Annotated in this window: 13 protein-coding genes and 1 pseudogene; 9 read left to right on the forward strand and 5 right to left on the reverse strand. The window is 70.8% G+C overall.

What is annotated here, in order from left to right:
* Window positions 1–6: 6 nt before the first annotated feature.
* Window positions 7–243 carry a 50S ribosomal protein L28 gene (rpmB, locus tag OHB04_RS09835; RefSeq protein ID WP_326687280.1) on the forward strand — a complete coding sequence of 79 codons (237 nt, stop codon included), beginning with the start codon at window positions 7–9 and terminating at the stop codon, window positions 241–243.
* A complete protein-coding gene (gene rpsN, locus OHB04_RS09840; protein ID WP_326687281.1) occupies window positions 243–548 on the forward strand; it encodes a 30S ribosomal protein S14 in 306 nt (101 codons plus the stop codon). The genes rpmB and rpsN overlap by 1 nt, the downstream gene beginning before the upstream one ends.
* Window positions 549–606: 58 nt before the next feature.
* Here rpsN and OHB04_RS09845 read toward each other — a convergent pair whose 3' ends face one another.
* From OHB04_RS09845 to OHB04_RS09855, 3 genes are all read right to left on the reverse strand, one after another.
* A complete protein-coding gene (locus tag OHB04_RS09845) occupies window positions 607–753 on the reverse strand; it encodes a hypothetical protein (protein WP_326687282.1) in 147 nt (48 codons plus the stop codon).
* Window positions 754–772: 19 nt separating this feature from the next.
* On the reverse strand, window positions 773–1,048 hold the full coding sequence (locus OHB04_RS09850; protein WP_326687283.1) for a GTP-binding protein: 276 nt from the start codon (window positions 1,046–1,048) through the stop codon (window positions 773–775).
* A gap of 147 nt (window positions 1,049–1,195) precedes the next feature.
* A complete protein-coding gene (locus OHB04_RS09855) occupies window positions 1,196–3,694 on the reverse strand; it encodes an ATP-dependent Clp protease ATP-binding subunit (protein ID WP_326807295.1) in 2,499 nt (832 codons plus the stop codon).
* Window positions 3,695–4,344: 650 nt separating this feature from the next.
* On the opposite strand from OHB04_RS09855, the gene OHB04_RS09860 reads away from it, so the two are divergent.
* Entirely contained in the window at window positions 4,345–5,301 is a 957-nt protein-coding gene (locus OHB04_RS09860; protein ID WP_326687284.1) for a GlxA family transcriptional regulator, read from the forward strand.
* 126 nt (window positions 5,302–5,427) lie between these two features.
* On the forward strand, window positions 5,428–6,426 hold the full coding sequence (gene gap, locus OHB04_RS09865) for a type I glyceraldehyde-3-phosphate dehydrogenase (RefSeq protein ID WP_326807296.1): 999 nt from the start codon (window positions 5,428–5,430) through the stop codon (window positions 6,424–6,426).
* Window positions 6,427–6,824: 398 nt separating this feature from the next.
* On the opposite strand, the gene OHB04_RS09870 is transcribed toward gap, so the two are convergent.
* Complete coding sequence (locus tag OHB04_RS09870; RefSeq protein ID WP_326687286.1) at window positions 6,825–7,508, reverse strand: DUF3159 domain-containing protein; 684 nt, start codon at window positions 7,506–7,508, stop codon at window positions 6,825–6,827.
* 329 nt (window positions 7,509–7,837) lie between these two features.
* Between OHB04_RS09870 and OHB04_RS09875 the strand changes: the two genes are divergently transcribed.
* Window positions 7,838–9,727 carry a S9 family peptidase gene (locus tag OHB04_RS09875; RefSeq protein ID WP_326807297.1) on the forward strand — a complete coding sequence of 630 codons (1,890 nt, stop codon included), beginning with the start codon at window positions 7,838–7,840 and terminating at the stop codon, window positions 9,725–9,727.
* A gap of 125 nt (window positions 9,728–9,852) precedes the next feature.
* Window positions 9,853–10,506: a GOLPH3/VPS74 family protein gene (locus OHB04_RS09880; protein WP_326687288.1), complete on the forward strand. Its 654-nt coding sequence runs from the start codon at window positions 9,853–9,855 to the stop codon at window positions 10,504–10,506.
* A gap of 443 nt (window positions 10,507–10,949) precedes the next feature.
* Here the strand turns inward: OHB04_RS09880 and OHB04_RS09885 are convergent.
* Window positions 10,950–11,381, reverse strand: a pseudogene (locus tag OHB04_RS09885) (LysR family transcriptional regulator); the annotation flags it as partial.
* Between OHB04_RS09885 and OHB04_RS09890 the strand changes: the two are divergent.
* From OHB04_RS09890 to OHB04_RS09900, 3 genes are all read left to right on the forward strand, one after another.
* Window positions 11,376–12,044 (forward strand): TetR family transcriptional regulator, encoded by a 669-nt coding sequence (locus tag OHB04_RS09890; protein ID WP_326687289.1) that lies wholly within the window; start codon window positions 11,376–11,378, stop codon window positions 12,042–12,044. The pseudogene OHB04_RS09885 and the gene OHB04_RS09890 sit on opposite strands and share 6 nt — an antisense overlap.
* Window positions 12,045–12,405: 361 nt before the next feature.
* On the forward strand, window positions 12,406–13,716 hold the full coding sequence (locus tag OHB04_RS09895) for an MFS transporter (RefSeq protein ID WP_326692655.1): 1,311 nt from the start codon (window positions 12,406–12,408) through the stop codon (window positions 13,714–13,716).
* A gap of 115 nt (window positions 13,717–13,831) precedes the next feature.
* Window positions 13,832–14,728, forward strand: a complete 897-nt coding sequence (locus OHB04_RS09900; protein ID WP_326687290.1) for a shikimate dehydrogenase — start codon at window positions 13,832–13,834, stop codon at window positions 14,726–14,728.
* Window positions 14,729–14,804 lie beyond the last annotated feature (76 nt).

The following is a 14,804-nucleotide window of genomic DNA, read 5'->3' on the forward strand; positions in this document are numbered from 1 at the left end:
ACCTGCATGTCCGCCCACTGCCAGCTGACCGGCACCAAGCCGGGCTTCGGCAACACCGTCTCCCACTCGCACCGCCGAACCTCGCGGCGCTTCGACCCCAACATTCAGCGCAAGCGGTACTGGCTGCCCAGCGAGGGGCGCCACGTGCGGCTCACACTCAGCGCACGGGGGATCAAGACCGTCGACGTCATCGGCATCGAGGCCGCCGTCGCCCGTATCCGATCCCGAGGGGAACGCCTCTGATGGCCAAGAAGAGCAAGATCGCGAAGAACGAGCAGCGCAAACAGATCGTTGCCCGCCATGCGCAGCGGCGTGCCGAACTGAAGGAGATCCTGCGCTCCCCGCGCTCCTCGGAAGCGGAGCGCCGCAGCGCTCTGGCGGAGCTGCGGCGTCAGCCCAGGAACGCGAGCCCGACCCGCGTGCGCAACCGCGACAGCGTGGACGGACGCCCCCGTGGCCATCTGCGGAAGTTCGGCCTCTCCCGCGTCCGGATGCGCGAGCAGGCACACGCAGGCTCCCTGCCGGGTGTGACGAAGTCGTCCTGGTAGTCCGCGTGGCAGGCAGCTGGGGGCGACGCCGACCCAGGCGTCGCCCCCAGCTGCGCGTTCATTCCTCGACACCGTCGCGGGGTACGACCGGGTCCAGCAGAGGGTCCGTCAGCTCAAGCCATCTCTCAGGACCGCCGGACGGCTCGGCATCGGCGAGAAGTGTGCTGTCGAGGACGTCTCGCACCCGCCGCTCGTCGAGCTCCACCCCCGTGAGGACGATCTCGTCACGCCGCTCGCCGCAGTAGTGGTCGGCAAAACCACGAGGCGAGGGTGCGCCGCACCGGGGAGGCGGACCGCCATGCCGAGGCGGCCCCCGCGGTCAGCCAGGTTTCCGCCTCCCGGAGTTCGAGGTGCGCGCCGGCGGAGCGCCAGCTCACCACGGAGTCGGGGCGCGTGGCCGGCCAGAGATGGCCGCGACCGCGCACGACACCGAGCATGATCTGCGGCAGGGCCTCGGCCAGGCGCTCGGGATGGACCGGCCGACGCGCCCGCCAGAACACAGCGGCGACTCCGTGGTCAACGCTCGCACGAGGCGTCGGAACGACGGCCGGGCAACTGCCCTTCCGCAGGGCTACCGAGGGGATACCGCTCGGTGAGTCTGTGGGCGGCGGCCCACACGGGTTCCGACCGGCACGAGTCCGCGGTGATCAGTCCGTCGTGGCCGACTCGGCGCTCTCCTCCCGGTCGCCGGGTGTGACCGTGCATTCCAGCTGCTCGTCCTGCACGTCGCAGGTAACGGTGTCGCCGGGGCCCACCTGGCCGTCCAGCAGCAGGTTGGACAGCCGGTTGTCGAGCTCCGTCTGGATGGCGCGGCGCAACGGCCTGGCCCCGAACTCCGGCTGATAACCCTGCTTCGCGAGCCACTCCTCGGCCCCCTCGGTCACCTGGAGACCGACCTGCTGCGCGTGCAGCCTCCGGCGACTGCGCTCCAGCAGCAGGTCGACGATCCGCACGAGGTTCTCCCGGGTGAGCGCGTGGAAGACGACCACCTCGTCGATGCGGTTGAGGAATTCGGGACGGAAGTGGCTGCGCAGCTCGGCCATCAGATCGTCGCGGATCTCGTCGACAGCGCCCTGGTGGTTCAGGATGAGTTGCGAGGCGAGGTTGCTGGTCATGATGACGACCGTTTGGCGGAAGTCGACCGTACGGCCCTGCGCGTCGGTGAGCCGCCCGTCGTCGAGGACCTGGAGCAGCAGGTTGAAGACGTCCGGGTGCGCCTTCTCCACCTCGTCCAACAGCAACACGCTGTACGGCTTGCGACGGACCGCCTCGGTGAGCTGCCCGGCTTCGTCGTAGCCCACGTACCCGGGGGGCGAGCCGACGAGGCGGGAGACGGTGTGGCGCTCCTGGAACTCGCTCATGTCGAAGCGGATCAGCCGGTCCTCCTGGCCGAAGAGGATCTCGGCGATTGCCTTGGCGAGTTCGGTCTTACCGACGCCGGTGGGCCCGAGGAAGAGGAAGCTGCCGGTGGGCCGGTCGGGGTCGCCCATCCCTGCACGGCCCCGCCGCACGGCCTGCGCCACCGCGGTGACCGCCTCGTCCTGGCCGATCACCCGCGCGTGAAGGGTCTCCTCCAGCCGGATCAGGCGTTCGCGCTCGGTGGCCGTCAGCTGTGCGACCGGGATGCCGGTGCGCCGGGAGACGACTTCGGCGATGTCCTCCTCGGTGACCTCGGCCGCGGGTGCCCGTTCGCCGTCCAGGCCCGAAAGCCTGCCCTCCGTCTCGTCGATCTGTCTCTTGAGTCCGGCGGCTCGGTCGTAGTCCTCGTTGTGGACGGCCTCGTCCTTCTCCCGGTTCAGCCGGGTCAGCTCCTCCTGGACCTCGTCCGCCTCGGAACTGTCGTCGCCGCCGCGCAGCGACACCCGGGCCCCCGCCTGGTCCAGCAGGTCGATGGCCTTGTCGGGCAGGAACCGGTCGGTGACGTAGCGGTCGGAGAGGATCGCCGCGCTCTCCAGCGCCGCGTCGGTGAAGCGCACGCCGTGGTGGGCCTCGTAGGAGTCGCGCAGGCCCTGAAGGATCTCCACGGTCTCGTCGACCGTGGGTTCCGGCACGATCACCGGCTGAAAACGGCGTTCGAGTGCGGCATCCTTCTCGATGTTCTTGCGGTACTCCTCCAGCGTCGTGGCGCCGACCAGGCTGAGATCGCCGCGCGCCAGGGCGGGTTTGAGGATGTTCCCCGCATCCATGGCCCCCTCGCCGCCGCCACCGGCGCCGACGACCGTGTGGAGCTCGTCGATGAACAAGATGATGCTCTCCTGCGCCTCGGTGACCTCGTCGATGACCTTCTTCAGGCGCTCCTCGAACTCTCCACGGTACTTCGAACCGGCCACCAGACCCGACAGGTCCAGGGCAACCACCCGCCGGTCCCGCAGGGTCTTGGGCACGTCGCCGGACACCACCCGCTGCGCGAGGCCCTCCACGATGGAGGTCTTGCCGACGCCCGGATCCCCCAGCAACACCGGATTGTTCTTCGAACGCCGGGCGAGGATCTCCACCGTCTGCTCGATCTCCTGCGCCCGCCCCACCACCGGGTCCAACCGCCCCGCGCGGGCCTCTTCCGTAAGGTCGCGGCCGTACTCGTCCAGCGTGGGCGTGGCACTGGACCCGCCCCCCGCCGAACCGCCGCCGGCCCCGCCGAGGTCCCCGCGTCCGCGGGCTCCCGCACCCTCCGAGCCCAGCGCCCCGGCCGCGCCGGACGAGGGGTCCTCCACGACCGCGGACAGGATGTGCTCAGGCCCGATGTAGGACGCACCGGCCTCCTGGGACTTGGCGTGGGCCCTGAGCAGGGCCCGCTTCGCCGCCGGAGTCAGCCGCGGTTCCTCCGCCCCGCCACCGATAGGCAGCGACTGCTCCACCTGGGCCGCCAGCGCGTCGGGGTCGGCGCCTGCCTGCGCCAGCAGATGGCGACCGGGATCGCCCTGGGCGGCGGCCCACAGAAGGTGCACGGTATCGAGATCGGCCCCATCCTCGGCGGCACGCCCGCCGGCCGTCGCCAGAAGCTCCTGTGAGGCGTCGCTGAGCAGGCGCCCGATGGGCACCCGCTGGACCGCCGGCGGGGAGGCCGCCGGGCTTGTGCCGAAGAAGCGGTTGAACAGGTCCGAGAACGGATCACCGGGCCCGAAGGGCGAAGTCGTCACAGCGGTCATCCGATCCGGCGGGCACCCGGCCCGCCCTGGCAGGCCGGCCCCGCGTTCGTCGTCGGTTGGGAAATGACCCGCGGACAGGGAACTCACGCTGCTCGGCGGTGTCAGGGGCCGCCGGTGTGCGGGCCTTCCCCCACCTTGGAAGCCGACCGGTGTACCCGCACGTCAGCCACCCTCCCGTTCGTACACTCGGGTGACCCCGCCCCCATGGCGCCGCCGTCACCGGGAGGCCGGCTTCGGAGCGTCCCCCCGCGCGCGTCCCTCCCCGCCCCTCGCCCGGATCGAGCGCTCCCACTGCGCCGCCCCCATGCGGCCTCTTCCGCCCAGGCACCTTGCGCGCATCGTGCGTGCGTCAAGAGTGCCGCACGCATGACACAAAGGTGCCGTGCGGCATTCCACCGCAGCGCGGTTCCCTTGTTGCGGGGCTGACGACACGACCAGCAGCCCCTGCTCGGCACACGGCGCGAACACGGCATCCCAGTCCGCATCCCAGCCGTACGAAGTCAGCGAATCCGAGGGGGATGGGGAGGATGAGGAGGGCGAAGGGTGGGACGGGCTGTGGGGCGCCATGCAGAGGACAGCCTGGCCGGTGTGTCGTCTGCCCGGTCCGCGCGGTGGGCGTATCGATGTGACGCCCCACGTAGCCTCTTCCTGTGCCAGCCTCCCGCCCGCATCGCGTCGCCGTCCTTGTGCTCGAGGGTGCGAAGCCGCTCGATGTCGGAATTCCCGCGCAGGTTTTCACGACCCGCGCGAGCATGCCGTACGAGGTGCGGGTGTGCGGGGCGACACCCGGTCTCGTGACGGGCGGCGACGGCCTCGCGTACTCCGTCGCCCACGGCCTCGACGCGCTCGCGTGGGCCGACATCGTCTTCGTCCCCGGCTACCGGTTCCCGGACCGCGACGACCCGCCGCGGGCCGTCGTCGAGGCACTGATCGCCGCCCACGACCGGGGCGCGCGGCTCGCCGCCATCTCGACGGGCGCCTTCGCGCTCGCCGCCACGGGCCTGCTCGACGGCAGGCGCGCCACGACGCACTGGCACTACACGCGGACACTCATGGCCAGGCATCCGCTCGTCCAGGTCGACGAGAACGTGCTGTTCGTCGACGAGGGCAGCGTGCTCACCTCGGCCGGCGCCGCCTCCGGCATCGACCTGTGCCTGCACATCCTGCGCGGCGACCTCGGAGTGGCCGCGTCCAACCACGCGGCCCGGCGTCTGGTCGCGGCCCCCTACCGCAGCGGCGGCCAGGCCCAGTACGTGCCGCGCAGCGTCCCCGAGCCGCTCGGCGAGCGGTTCGCCGCCACCCGCGAGTGGGCGCTGCACCGGCTCGGCGAGCCCCTCACCCTCGACATACTGGCGCGGCAGGCGGGGGTCTCGCCGCGCACGTTCTCCCGGCGCTTCGTCGAGGAGACCGGCTACACGCCGATGCAGTGGGTGATGCGCGCCCGCATCGACCTGGCCCGCGAACTGCTCGAGCGCTCGCAGCGCGGCGTCGAACAGATCGCCGCCGACATCGGGCTCGGCACCGGCGCGAACCTGCGCCTGCACTTCCAGCACATCCTCGGCACCACACCGAGCGAGTACCGGCGCACCTTCACCCGGGGTGAGTAACCCGCCGGGCACTGTGCAGAGGGCGTGGGCGGGTGTGGCGGGATCCTTTTGAACCGTGGCGATCCCGCCACTGTCAGCGGCGCCGGCCGCGGGCGAGCCTGGTGGGGAAGGGAAGGGACATCACTCATGACTCGCATCGCCATCAACGGATTCGGCCGCATCGGACGCAATGTGCTGCGCGCACTGCTGGAGCGCGACAGCGCCCTGGAGATCGTCGCCGTCAACGACCTGACGGAGCCCGCCGCTCTCGCCCGGCTGCTCGCCTACGACAGCACGGCCGGCCGGCTCGGGCGCCCGGTGACCGTCGACGGGGACGCCCTCGTCGTCGACGGCCGTCGGATCAAGGTGCTGGCCGAGCGCGAACCGGCGCAGCTGCCGTGGGCAGAACTCGGCGTCGACATCGTCCTGGAAGCCACCGGCCGCTTCACCTCGGCCAAGGCCGCCCGCGCCCACCTCGACGCGGGCGCGCGCAAGGTGCTCGTCAGCGCGCCGTCGGACGGCGCCGACGTCACGCTCGCGTTCGGGGTCAACACCGACGCCTACGACCCGGCCGCGCACACGATCGTCTCGAACGCCTCCTGCACCACCAACGCACTCGCGCCGCTGGCCGCGGTCCTCGACGAACTCGCCGGTATCGAGCACGGGTTCATGACGACGGTGCACGCCTACACGCAGGAGCAGAACCTCCAGGACGGTCCGCACCGCGACGCCCGTCGCGCCCGGGCCGCCGGCGTCAACATCGTGCCGACCACGACAGGCGCCGCCAAGGCGATCGGCCTGGTGCTGCCGAATCTCGACGGCAAGCTGTCGGGCGACTCGATCCGCGTACCGGTGCCGGTGGGCTCGATCGTCGAACTCAACACGACCGTCGCCCGCGACGTGACGCGCGACGACGTGCTGGCGGCGTACCGCGCCGCGGCGGAGGGGCCGCTCGCCGGCGTCCTCGAGTACTCGGAGGACCCGCTGGTGTCGTCCGACATCACGGGCAATCTCGCCTCGTCGATCTTCGACTCGGCCCTCACCCGCGTCGATGGCCGCCACGTCAAGGTGGCCGCGTGGTACGACAACGAGTGGGGCTTCTCGAACCGCGTGCTCGACACGCTCGAGTTCCTCGCCACCCACTGACCGGACGCCGGGGTGGTACCCCGCCTCCGGCGACCGCGCCGGCCGCACCCCAACCGTCACCAAAGGTCGAGGCTAACGATGGAGTCGGATCCTGGGACTGTCCGAATGCCTCGTCCCCGATGAGAGCCGGCCCAGGAGGGGGGCGAGCTCGGTCAGCGTGCTGATGCGTGGGACCGGTGTTGTGGGGGTGGTGTCGTGCCGGTCGAGCCAGATGCCGTGCAACCCGGCCGAGGTCCTGGTGGTGGTGGAAGGGGTTGCCGCCGGCCCAGTGGACGAGGCGGATGTCGGGGTAGGTGCGGTCCCGCTTGGAGGAGAACCGTCCGCCGCCGGGTGGCACGTACGTGCCCGAGGAATACGCCCCTGCCCTGCCGTCAGGCGGCCGGTGTGTACCGGGGAGGTCAGACGCGCCTGGCGGGCAGCAGGCCGATGGCCGTCAGCCGCTTGTTCGAGTGCCGGGCGGCCCAGGCGACTACCAGGAGGGCCAGGGCGAGCAGCGGGAAGCCCATGGCGACCTTGGCGAAGCCCAGCGAACTGACCTGGTCGGTCTCGTAGAAGTACTGCTGGACGACGAACCGGGCGCCGAAAACGGCGGCCAGCACCAGGGTGGCGACGTCGTAGTAGAGCCGCGAACGCTTGTCCGCGCGCCAGACGGTGCCCTTGCCGGTGGCCGCGTTCCAGACCACGCCGGCCAGCGGCCACCGCACCAGGACGGAGAGGAGGAAGAGGATGGCGCCGGCCAGGCTCGCCCAGATACCGATGAGGAAGTAGTCCTTGGCGGAGCCGGTGAACCAGACGACGCCGGCGGCGATCGCGACGCCGAACACGCCGCCGACCGCAGGCTGCACTGACTCCCTGCGCACCAGCCGCTCCACGCCGATGGCGACCGCGACGGCGAAGGCGGCGATGATCGACGCCTTGAGCCCGCGGAAGTTGTGAGCGATGACGAATGCCAACACGGGCAGCGCCGAGTAGATGACTCCCCTGACGCCTCCCGCCTGGTCGAGGGCCGAAGGCCGCTTCCGAGGCGCCGCCTGCTCCGCCTGCGTGTCGGACTCTGTCTCCAGGAAGCTCTTGGTCTTCATGGTGGTCGGTTCTCCCGAGTTCGTCTGGGGGCGAGGGGCAACCTCGTGTCACTTACTGCTATCTTGGCATTAAGTGACAGTCATGACCACCCCTCCTCGTGTGGCGTGAGCCACAAAGCGACCCCCGCTTGACCGGCCACCCCGGGCGAGACGCCCGCACCCCCTCCACCCGGGGACGCGGACCCCCGTCACGGCACCGACCGACGGCCGGAAGCCTCACGAGTGCGCGCTTGCAGCGTTTGTCATTAAGTGACACTGTCATTAAGTGACAGGCGGCTGCTGACCTCGCCTCCTCGCGACACCGGACGCTGACAACAGGAAGGATCGACATGGCACTGCGGGAGACCATCTCCGTCGAGGAGTTCTTCAGGCCGCCGACCCGCGCGCAGGCCACCCTCTCGCCGGACGGTAGGCAAATGGCGTACCTGGCGCTGTGGAAGAACCGCATGAACGTCTGGATCGAGAGCGTCGACGCGCCGGGGGACGCGCGGTGCGTGACCACCGAGGACCGCGGAGTGGTGAGCTACCACTGGACCCGTGACCCGCGGTGGCTGCTCTACTCCCGGGACCAGGGCGGCGACGAGAACCTGCACCTCTACCGCGTCGACCTGGCGGCCCCGGACGCCGCTGCGGTGGACCTCACGCCCTATCCGGGAGTGCGGACCGTGGGCCTGGACCTGCCCGCCGGGCGGCCCGGCAAGGTGATCACCCAGCTGAACCTGCGCGACCGGGCCCAATTCGACCTGGTCGAACTGGACATCGCCACCGGCGACCTCACCACCCTCGCCCGGAGCCCCGGGGGCAATGTCGAAGGGTGGCTGTACAGCGAACGCGAGCTGTTCGCGGTGGCGACGACGGCCGAGGGCGATGTCGAGCTGTCCCGGTGGGACGGGTCAACGGGTGCGCTGGACCCCGTGGTGCGGTTCGAGGGCGGTGACACTCCGCTGGGGATCTATCCCATGGAGGTCACGCCGGACGGCGCCGGGGTGTGGCTGGGCTCGAACCATGGAAGCGACCGTCTCCGCCTGGCCCGGCTCGACCTGGCCACCGGCAAGGAGGAAGAGGTCGACTCCCACCCGCGATACGACCTGGACACCCGTGCGCGGGTCTTCCCCGCCCTGCCCTCCCCTCTGATCCGCAGCCGGCGCACCGGCGAGCTGCTCGGAGTCCGTTATCTCGGGGAGCGGCAGGTGATCCACGCGCTGGACCCGCACTTCGCCGCGGTACTGGAGAATCTGGAGAAGCTGTCCGACGGTGATCTCGCCCAGCTGTCCTCCGACGAGAGCGGACAGCGGTGGGTGGCCGGCTTCACCCACGACCGTGACCCCGGGGTCACCTTCCTCTACGACCACGCCACGGGCGAAAGCCGCCTGCTCCACCGGGCGAAGCCGCACCTCGACCCCGAGTCGCTGGCACCGATGCGACCGGTGTCGATCACCTCCCGTGACGGTCTGACGCTGCCTTCGCACCTGACGCTGCCGGTCGGTATCGAGCCGTCCCGGCTGCCGCTGGTGCTGTTCGTCCACGGCGGTCCCTGGGACCGGGACCGCTGGGGGTACAACCCCGCCGCGCAGCTGTTCGCCAACCGCGGCTGTGCGGTGCTACAGGTCAACTTCCGGGGCTCCACCGGCTATGGCAAGGCGTTCACCAGGGCCGGCATCGGGGAGTTCGCCGGCAAGATGCACGACGACCTCATCGACGGGGTCCGGTGGGCGGTCGACCAGGGATACGCCGACCCGGGCCGCGTGGCGATCATGGGAGGCTCCTACGGCGGTTACGCGTCACTGGTCGGTGTCACCTTCACCCCCGACGTCTTCGCCGCCGCCGTCGACGTCGTCGGCATCTCGGACCTGGCCAACTTCATGCGCAGCCAGCCCGACTTCGTCAAACCGATGCTCGCCTACAACTGGTTCACGTACGTCGGTGACCCGGCCGACCCGGAGCAGGAGGCCGACATGCTGGCCCGCTCCCCGATCAGCCGCGTCGACCGGATCCGCACACCGCTGATGGTGGTGCACGGCGCCAACGACGCCCGCGTCGTCCTCGCCGAGTCCGACCAACTCGTCGAAGCCCTCCGCGCACGTGGAGTCCCCGTCGAGTACATCGTCATGGAGGACGAAGGCCACGCCATCGAGAACCCGGAGAACGTGATCGCCCTCTACACAGCGGCGGAACGCTTCCTGGCCGAGCACCTGGGCTTCGAGGCCCACAAGGCATGAGGACACCCGGCTTCGCGCCGTATGCCACCTGAAACCGGGCCGTCAATCGGTGGTGCTTCAGGGCGGACCGCGCCCGCCGCACGACCATCCCCCGCCGACCCCCATCCTCTTTCATGGAAGACAACATGACCCAGACGCTGCCGCAGCGGCTTTACCTGCTCTGCTACACCGTGGACAAGGGCAAGTTCCAGCTCGACAACCTGCAAGGCCGCGGCCAACTGCTGCGTGCCGGTGCCCTGACCGAGCTGGCCCGCGACGGGCTGCTCGGCGCCACGGGAGGGAAGGTGGTCCGAAAGTCCGGGAAGGCGCCGGACGACTCCTTCACCGCCGCGGTGTGGGGCGACCTGCCCGACAGCAAGCCGAAGGGCTGGCTCCAGTTCGTGCACAACAAGGCCCACACCGCGGAGACACCGGTCCGCGACCAGCTCTCCGACGCGGGAGAGGTCGCCGTCTCCCGCGGCAAGGTGATGGGACTCATCCCGGCCGACCGTGTCACCGTCGCCCACCCGGAGGAGGTGCGCGCCCTCCAGGAACGGGTACGCGACACCGTGCTCAGAGGAGCCGACCCGGCGTCGATCCCGTTGGAGGTGCTGGCCATGGCCGTGTTCGCGGCCGAGGTCGAGGTGACCTGCGTGTGGAGCCGCGGAGAGCTCCGCACCCACAAGCAGGCGCTCAAGGCACTCGCCGCGCGGTTCGACGAGACCGTCCCCGGCTTGCGCAAGGCGCTGCGCGACTCGTACCTGTCGAGCCGGGCGGTCGGTGGCGGCTGGAGCGCCTGAGCGCGCGGCCGACACCGGCAAGCAGACACCCCGATCCGGTGGATCGGCAGGTCTTGCTCCGGCAAAGGACGTTCCTGAGAACCGGTTGACGGGGCCCCAACACGACACGGTCCGGATCACCGGGTCCACTCGCGCCGGACCCCGGACGTCGTGACCGATGAACGCTGTGTGCGGCCCGGTTCGCCACCCGGCCGGGCGGTCCTCGTGGGAGCCGGGGTGTGGTGTGACGGCCCGGGGGCCACACCGAGTACACCGTCCGGGTGCGCTGACCGCTCCCCGGGACACAGCACAGGTCGGCCGTCCCGGCGTGCCGCGCTGGGATGGCCGACTTCCCGTTGTTCCGGAACTCGTCTCGTGCCCCGTCGTCACACAAGCGGCTCACTTCCGGGCCGACCTCGACCAGCGGGGCTGGTGGGCGGCGGACTCCGTCCGCGTCCGACCCCTCATGGGGCGGCTGACGGAACCGAATCCGATTCCCATGCGTGGCCCAACCGCCGGTCGAGCGCGGCACCGACGTCGGGGCAGTTCCGGCGGACGGTGTCGAGGAAGGCGCCCAGCACCGGGGAGCGGTCCTGGCCGTTGAAGGACAGGATCAGTTCGGGCAGTGCCGTGCGTGGGGTCACCTCGCAGAACCGGGTGTCCGGGCGCGGGGTCGACAGCATGCGGGAGGGCCCGAGGCCCACACCGACCCCGCAGGCGGCCAGGCCGATGATGGTGTGCACGTCCCTGGCGACGGACGCGCCGTCCACCACGTCGTCGCCCAGCAGGGTGCGCAGCCCGGCGGTGACCGCGGGCTCGTCCTCCCCGGCGTGGGCTTCGGGGACACGCCCTAGACTGGCCTGTGCCGATTCCCGCCCGCAAGGAGCCGTATGACCGCCGCGCCGCCGCCGACGCACTCCTCCGGACGGCAGCGCGACGCGGCCCGGACGCGGGCGGAGATCCTGGACGTGGCGACACAGGAGTTCGCCCGGCTCGGGTACACCGGCGCCCGCGTCGACGTGATCGCCGCCCGTATCCACACCACGAAGCGGATGATCTACTACTACTTCGGCGGCAAGGAACAGCTCTTCACGGCGGTGCTGGAACGGGCCTACGCGGTCATCAGGCAGCAGGAGAAGGAGCTCGACGCCGGGGACCTCGACCCGGTCGCCGCCATCCGGCGCCTGGCCGAGCTGACCTTCGACCACCACGAGGAACACCCGGACTTCATCCGGCTGGTGAGCATCGAGAACATCCACGAGGCCGAGCACATCATTGCCTCAGCGACGCTGAGCGAACTCAGTTCGCCCGCCATCGAGGTCATCGGCCGCATCCTTGAAGAGGGCCGCGAGCAGGGCGTGTTCACGGCGGACGTGGACGCGGTGGACCTGCACGCGATGATCAGCTCGTTCTGCTTCTTCCGGGTCGCGAACCGGCACACCTTCGGCGCCCTCTTCGGCCGTGACCTGACCGCGGCCGACAGGCGGCAGCACTACCGCACGATGCTCGGCGACATGGTCCTCGCCTATCTGACCGGTGACACCGCGCGCGAACGCTGAGCCGGGCACGGGATTGTTTCGGCGCCCCGCCCGGGACCGTTTCGGCGAGATGTCTTGACAGCCGGCAGGGAGCGATTCACGATCCATGCCAGCGTAATTAACTATCTAGTACGTTACTTCGCCGCGCCCACCCCGCCCGGAGGCCTCCGACGGTTCCGGCCCACTCATGGAAATCCCTGGGCGGGCAGGCCGCCGCACCGTTCACCCGACCCGACCCACCCGACCGCTCCCGCCAGGAGCGCGGGTGGCCGTCCCCAGAGGAGCCCACGTGTCCGCTCACTCGCACGACCCGTCGGCACCGCCCCCCGGCCCCTCCCCCGAACCGCCCCCGCCAGTCCGCGGCAGGCCTCGCAAGGCGGCCATCGCAGCGTGGATCGGAAGCGCTCTGGAGTACTACGACTTCTTCATCTACGGAAGCGCCGCCGCCCTCGTCTTCCCGAAGGTCTTCTTCGACCCCGACGACCCGGCGACCGCCACGCTCATCTCGATGGCGACCTTCGGCGTGGCCTACGCAGCCCGCCCCGTCGGGGCGCTGATCCTCGGACACATCGGGGACCGGCTCGGACGGCGCAAGATCATGGTCTTCACGCTGATCCTCATGGGCCTGTCGACCTTCGCCATAGGCTGTCTTCCCACCTACGCGCAGATCGGCACCGCCGCCCCCGTGCTGCTCGTCCTGATGCGCGTCCTTCAGGGGCTCTCGGCAGCCGGCGAGCAGGCGAGCGCCAACTCGATGACACTGGAACACGCCCCGGAGCACCGCCGGGGCTACTACACCAGCTTCACCCTCAACGGGACCCAGGCCGGTCAGATCCTGGCGACCCTCGTCTTCATCCCGGTCGCGGCCCTGCCCGACGAACAGCTCTACACCTGGGGCTGGCGCATACCCTTCCTGCTGAGTATCGCCGTCTCCGTCGTCGGCTACCTCATCCGGCGCAACCTGGAGGAGACCCCGGTCTTCCAGGAGGTGTCCGCGAGCGACGAGGTCTCCCGGCTCCCCCTCGCCGACCTGCTGCGCCACCACTGGGGCGACGTCCTGCGCGTCATCGGCGGGGCACTCATCGCCACCGTCAGCACCATCTTCACCGTCTGGGCCCTCGCGTTCGCGACCAGTGACGCCGGCGGGCTGGAGCAGTCCACGATGCTGTGGGTCGGGGTGATCTCCAACGCCGTGGCGCTGATCGCCCTCCCCCTGTGGGCGAAGCTCTCGGACCGGATCGGGCGCAAGCCGGTCTTCCTCATCGGCTCCCTCGGCTCCGGGATACTGGTCTTCGCCTATCTGTGGGCGATCTCGAAGGGCAGCTACCCGCTGGTCTTCCTCACCGGCATCCTCTTCTTCGGCGTCGTCTACAGCGCGGCCAACGGCATCTGGCCCTCGCTCTACGGAGAGATGTTCCCGGCCCGCGTGCGGCTTTCGGGCGTGGCCATCGGGACGCAGATCGGCTTCGCCGTCGCCGGGTTCGCCGTCACCTTCGCCGAGCAGATCGCGGGGCCGGACGGCGACGGCTGGATCGGCGTCGCGATCTTCACGGCCGCCATCTGCGCCGTGTGCTCCCTCGCCGTCGCGAGCTCCCGTGAGACGCACCGGGTGCCGACCGGGCGGCTCGGCGAGAAGCCGGACAGGGCCGCACGGAGAAGCTCCGCGAGCGCGGCGGAGTCGGTATCGGCCTGAGCGCACAGCGCCCCCGCAGCCTTCCCCGCGACCGGGACGGCCACGGAGCGTGCCGGACACGGAGAGCACCCGGGCACCCGTACCGTCGCCCACGCGTCACCAGGAAAGAGAAGCGATGACCACGCCCCCGCCCGCCCCCTCCTACCTCACCGGCCTGATCGGAACCGGCATCGGCACCTCGCTGAGCCCGGCGCTGCACGAGCGCGAGGGGGACCGGCACGGGCTGCGCCTCCTCTACCGCACCCTCGACCTCGCCGTGCTCGGGGTCGGCCCCGAAGCCCTCGGCGAACTGCTGCGCTCCGCGCGCACCCTCGGCTTCGACGGCCTCAACATCACGCACCCCTGCAAGCAGGCCGTGACCGCACACCTCGACGAACTGGCCCCCGAGGCGGCCCGCCTCGGCGCCGTCAACACCGTGGTCTTCCGCGACGGGCTCGCCGTCGGCCACAACACCGACGTCACGGGCTTCGCCCAGTCCTTCGCGCGCGGTCTGCCAGGTGCGCCGACCGGCAGCGTGGTGCAGCTCGGCGCGGGCGGGGCCGGAGCCGCCGTCGCGCACGCGCTGCTCACCCTGGGCACCGACCGGCTCACGGTGGCCGACACCGACGAGGTGCGGGCCGCCGCCCTCGCCCGCGCGCTCGGCTCCCACTTCGGCAAGGGGCGCGCCGGCCACATCTCCCCGGCCGGGCTGGAGAGACAACTCGCGCACGCGGACGGCCTGGTGCACGCCACACCCACCGGCATGGCCGCGCACCCCGGCCTTCCCCTGCCCGTGGAGCTGCTGCGGCCCGAGCTGTGGGTGGCCGAGGTGGTCTACCGGCCGCTGGAGACCGCCTTGCTGCGCACGGCCGAAGGCCTGGGCTGCCGCACGCTCGACGGCGGCGGCATGGCCGTCTTCCAGGCGGCCGACGCCTTCCGCCTCTTCACCGGCAGGGAACCCCACCCGGAGCGGATGCTCGCCGACTTCGCCGACCTCACCGGCGGGATGAGGAGCCCACGCGGCACGGCGTGAGCCCCGAGGTGAACGCGGATCGAGTCTCGACGTGAACGGCGACGTGAGCCACGACGTGAGCCACGACGTGAGCGGC

The sequence above is a fragment of the Streptomyces sp. NBC_01775 genome, from assembly GCF_035917675.1.
In the GTDB taxonomy this organism is placed as follows: Bacteria; Actinomycetota; Actinomycetes; order Streptomycetales; family Streptomycetaceae; genus Streptomyces.

Bases quoted from the DNA above. Each gene is read 5' to 3' on its own strand.
- rpmB (WP_326687280.1), top strand. From the start codon at position 7: ATGTCCGCCCACTGCCAGCTGACCGGCACCAAGCCGGGCTTCGGCAAC.
- rpsN (WP_326687281.1), top strand. From the start codon at position 243: ATGGCCAAGAAGAGCAAGATCGCGAAGAACGAGCAGCGCAAACAGATC.
- OHB04_RS09855 (WP_326807295.1), bottom strand. From the start codon at position 3,694: ATGACCGCTGTGACGACTTCGCCCTTCGGGCCCGGTGATCCGTTCTCG.
- gap (WP_326807296.1), top strand. From the start codon at position 5,428: ATGACTCGCATCGCCATCAACGGATTCGGCCGCATCGGACGCAATGTG.
- OHB04_RS09870 (WP_326687286.1), bottom strand. From the start codon at position 7,508: ATGAAGACCAAGAGCTTCCTGGAGACAGAGTCCGACACGCAGGCGGAG.
- OHB04_RS09875 (WP_326807297.1), top strand. From the start codon at position 7,838: ATGGCACTGCGGGAGACCATCTCCGTCGAGGAGTTCTTCAGGCCGCCG.
- OHB04_RS09880 (WP_326687288.1), top strand. From the start codon at position 9,853: ATGACCCAGACGCTGCCGCAGCGGCTTTACCTGCTCTGCTACACCGTG.
- OHB04_RS09890 (WP_326687289.1), top strand. From the start codon at position 11,376: ATGACCGCCGCGCCGCCGCCGACGCACTCCTCCGGACGGCAGCGCGAC.
- OHB04_RS09900 (WP_326687290.1), top strand. From the start codon at position 13,832: ATGACCACGCCCCCGCCCGCCCCCTCCTACCTCACCGGCCTGATCGGA.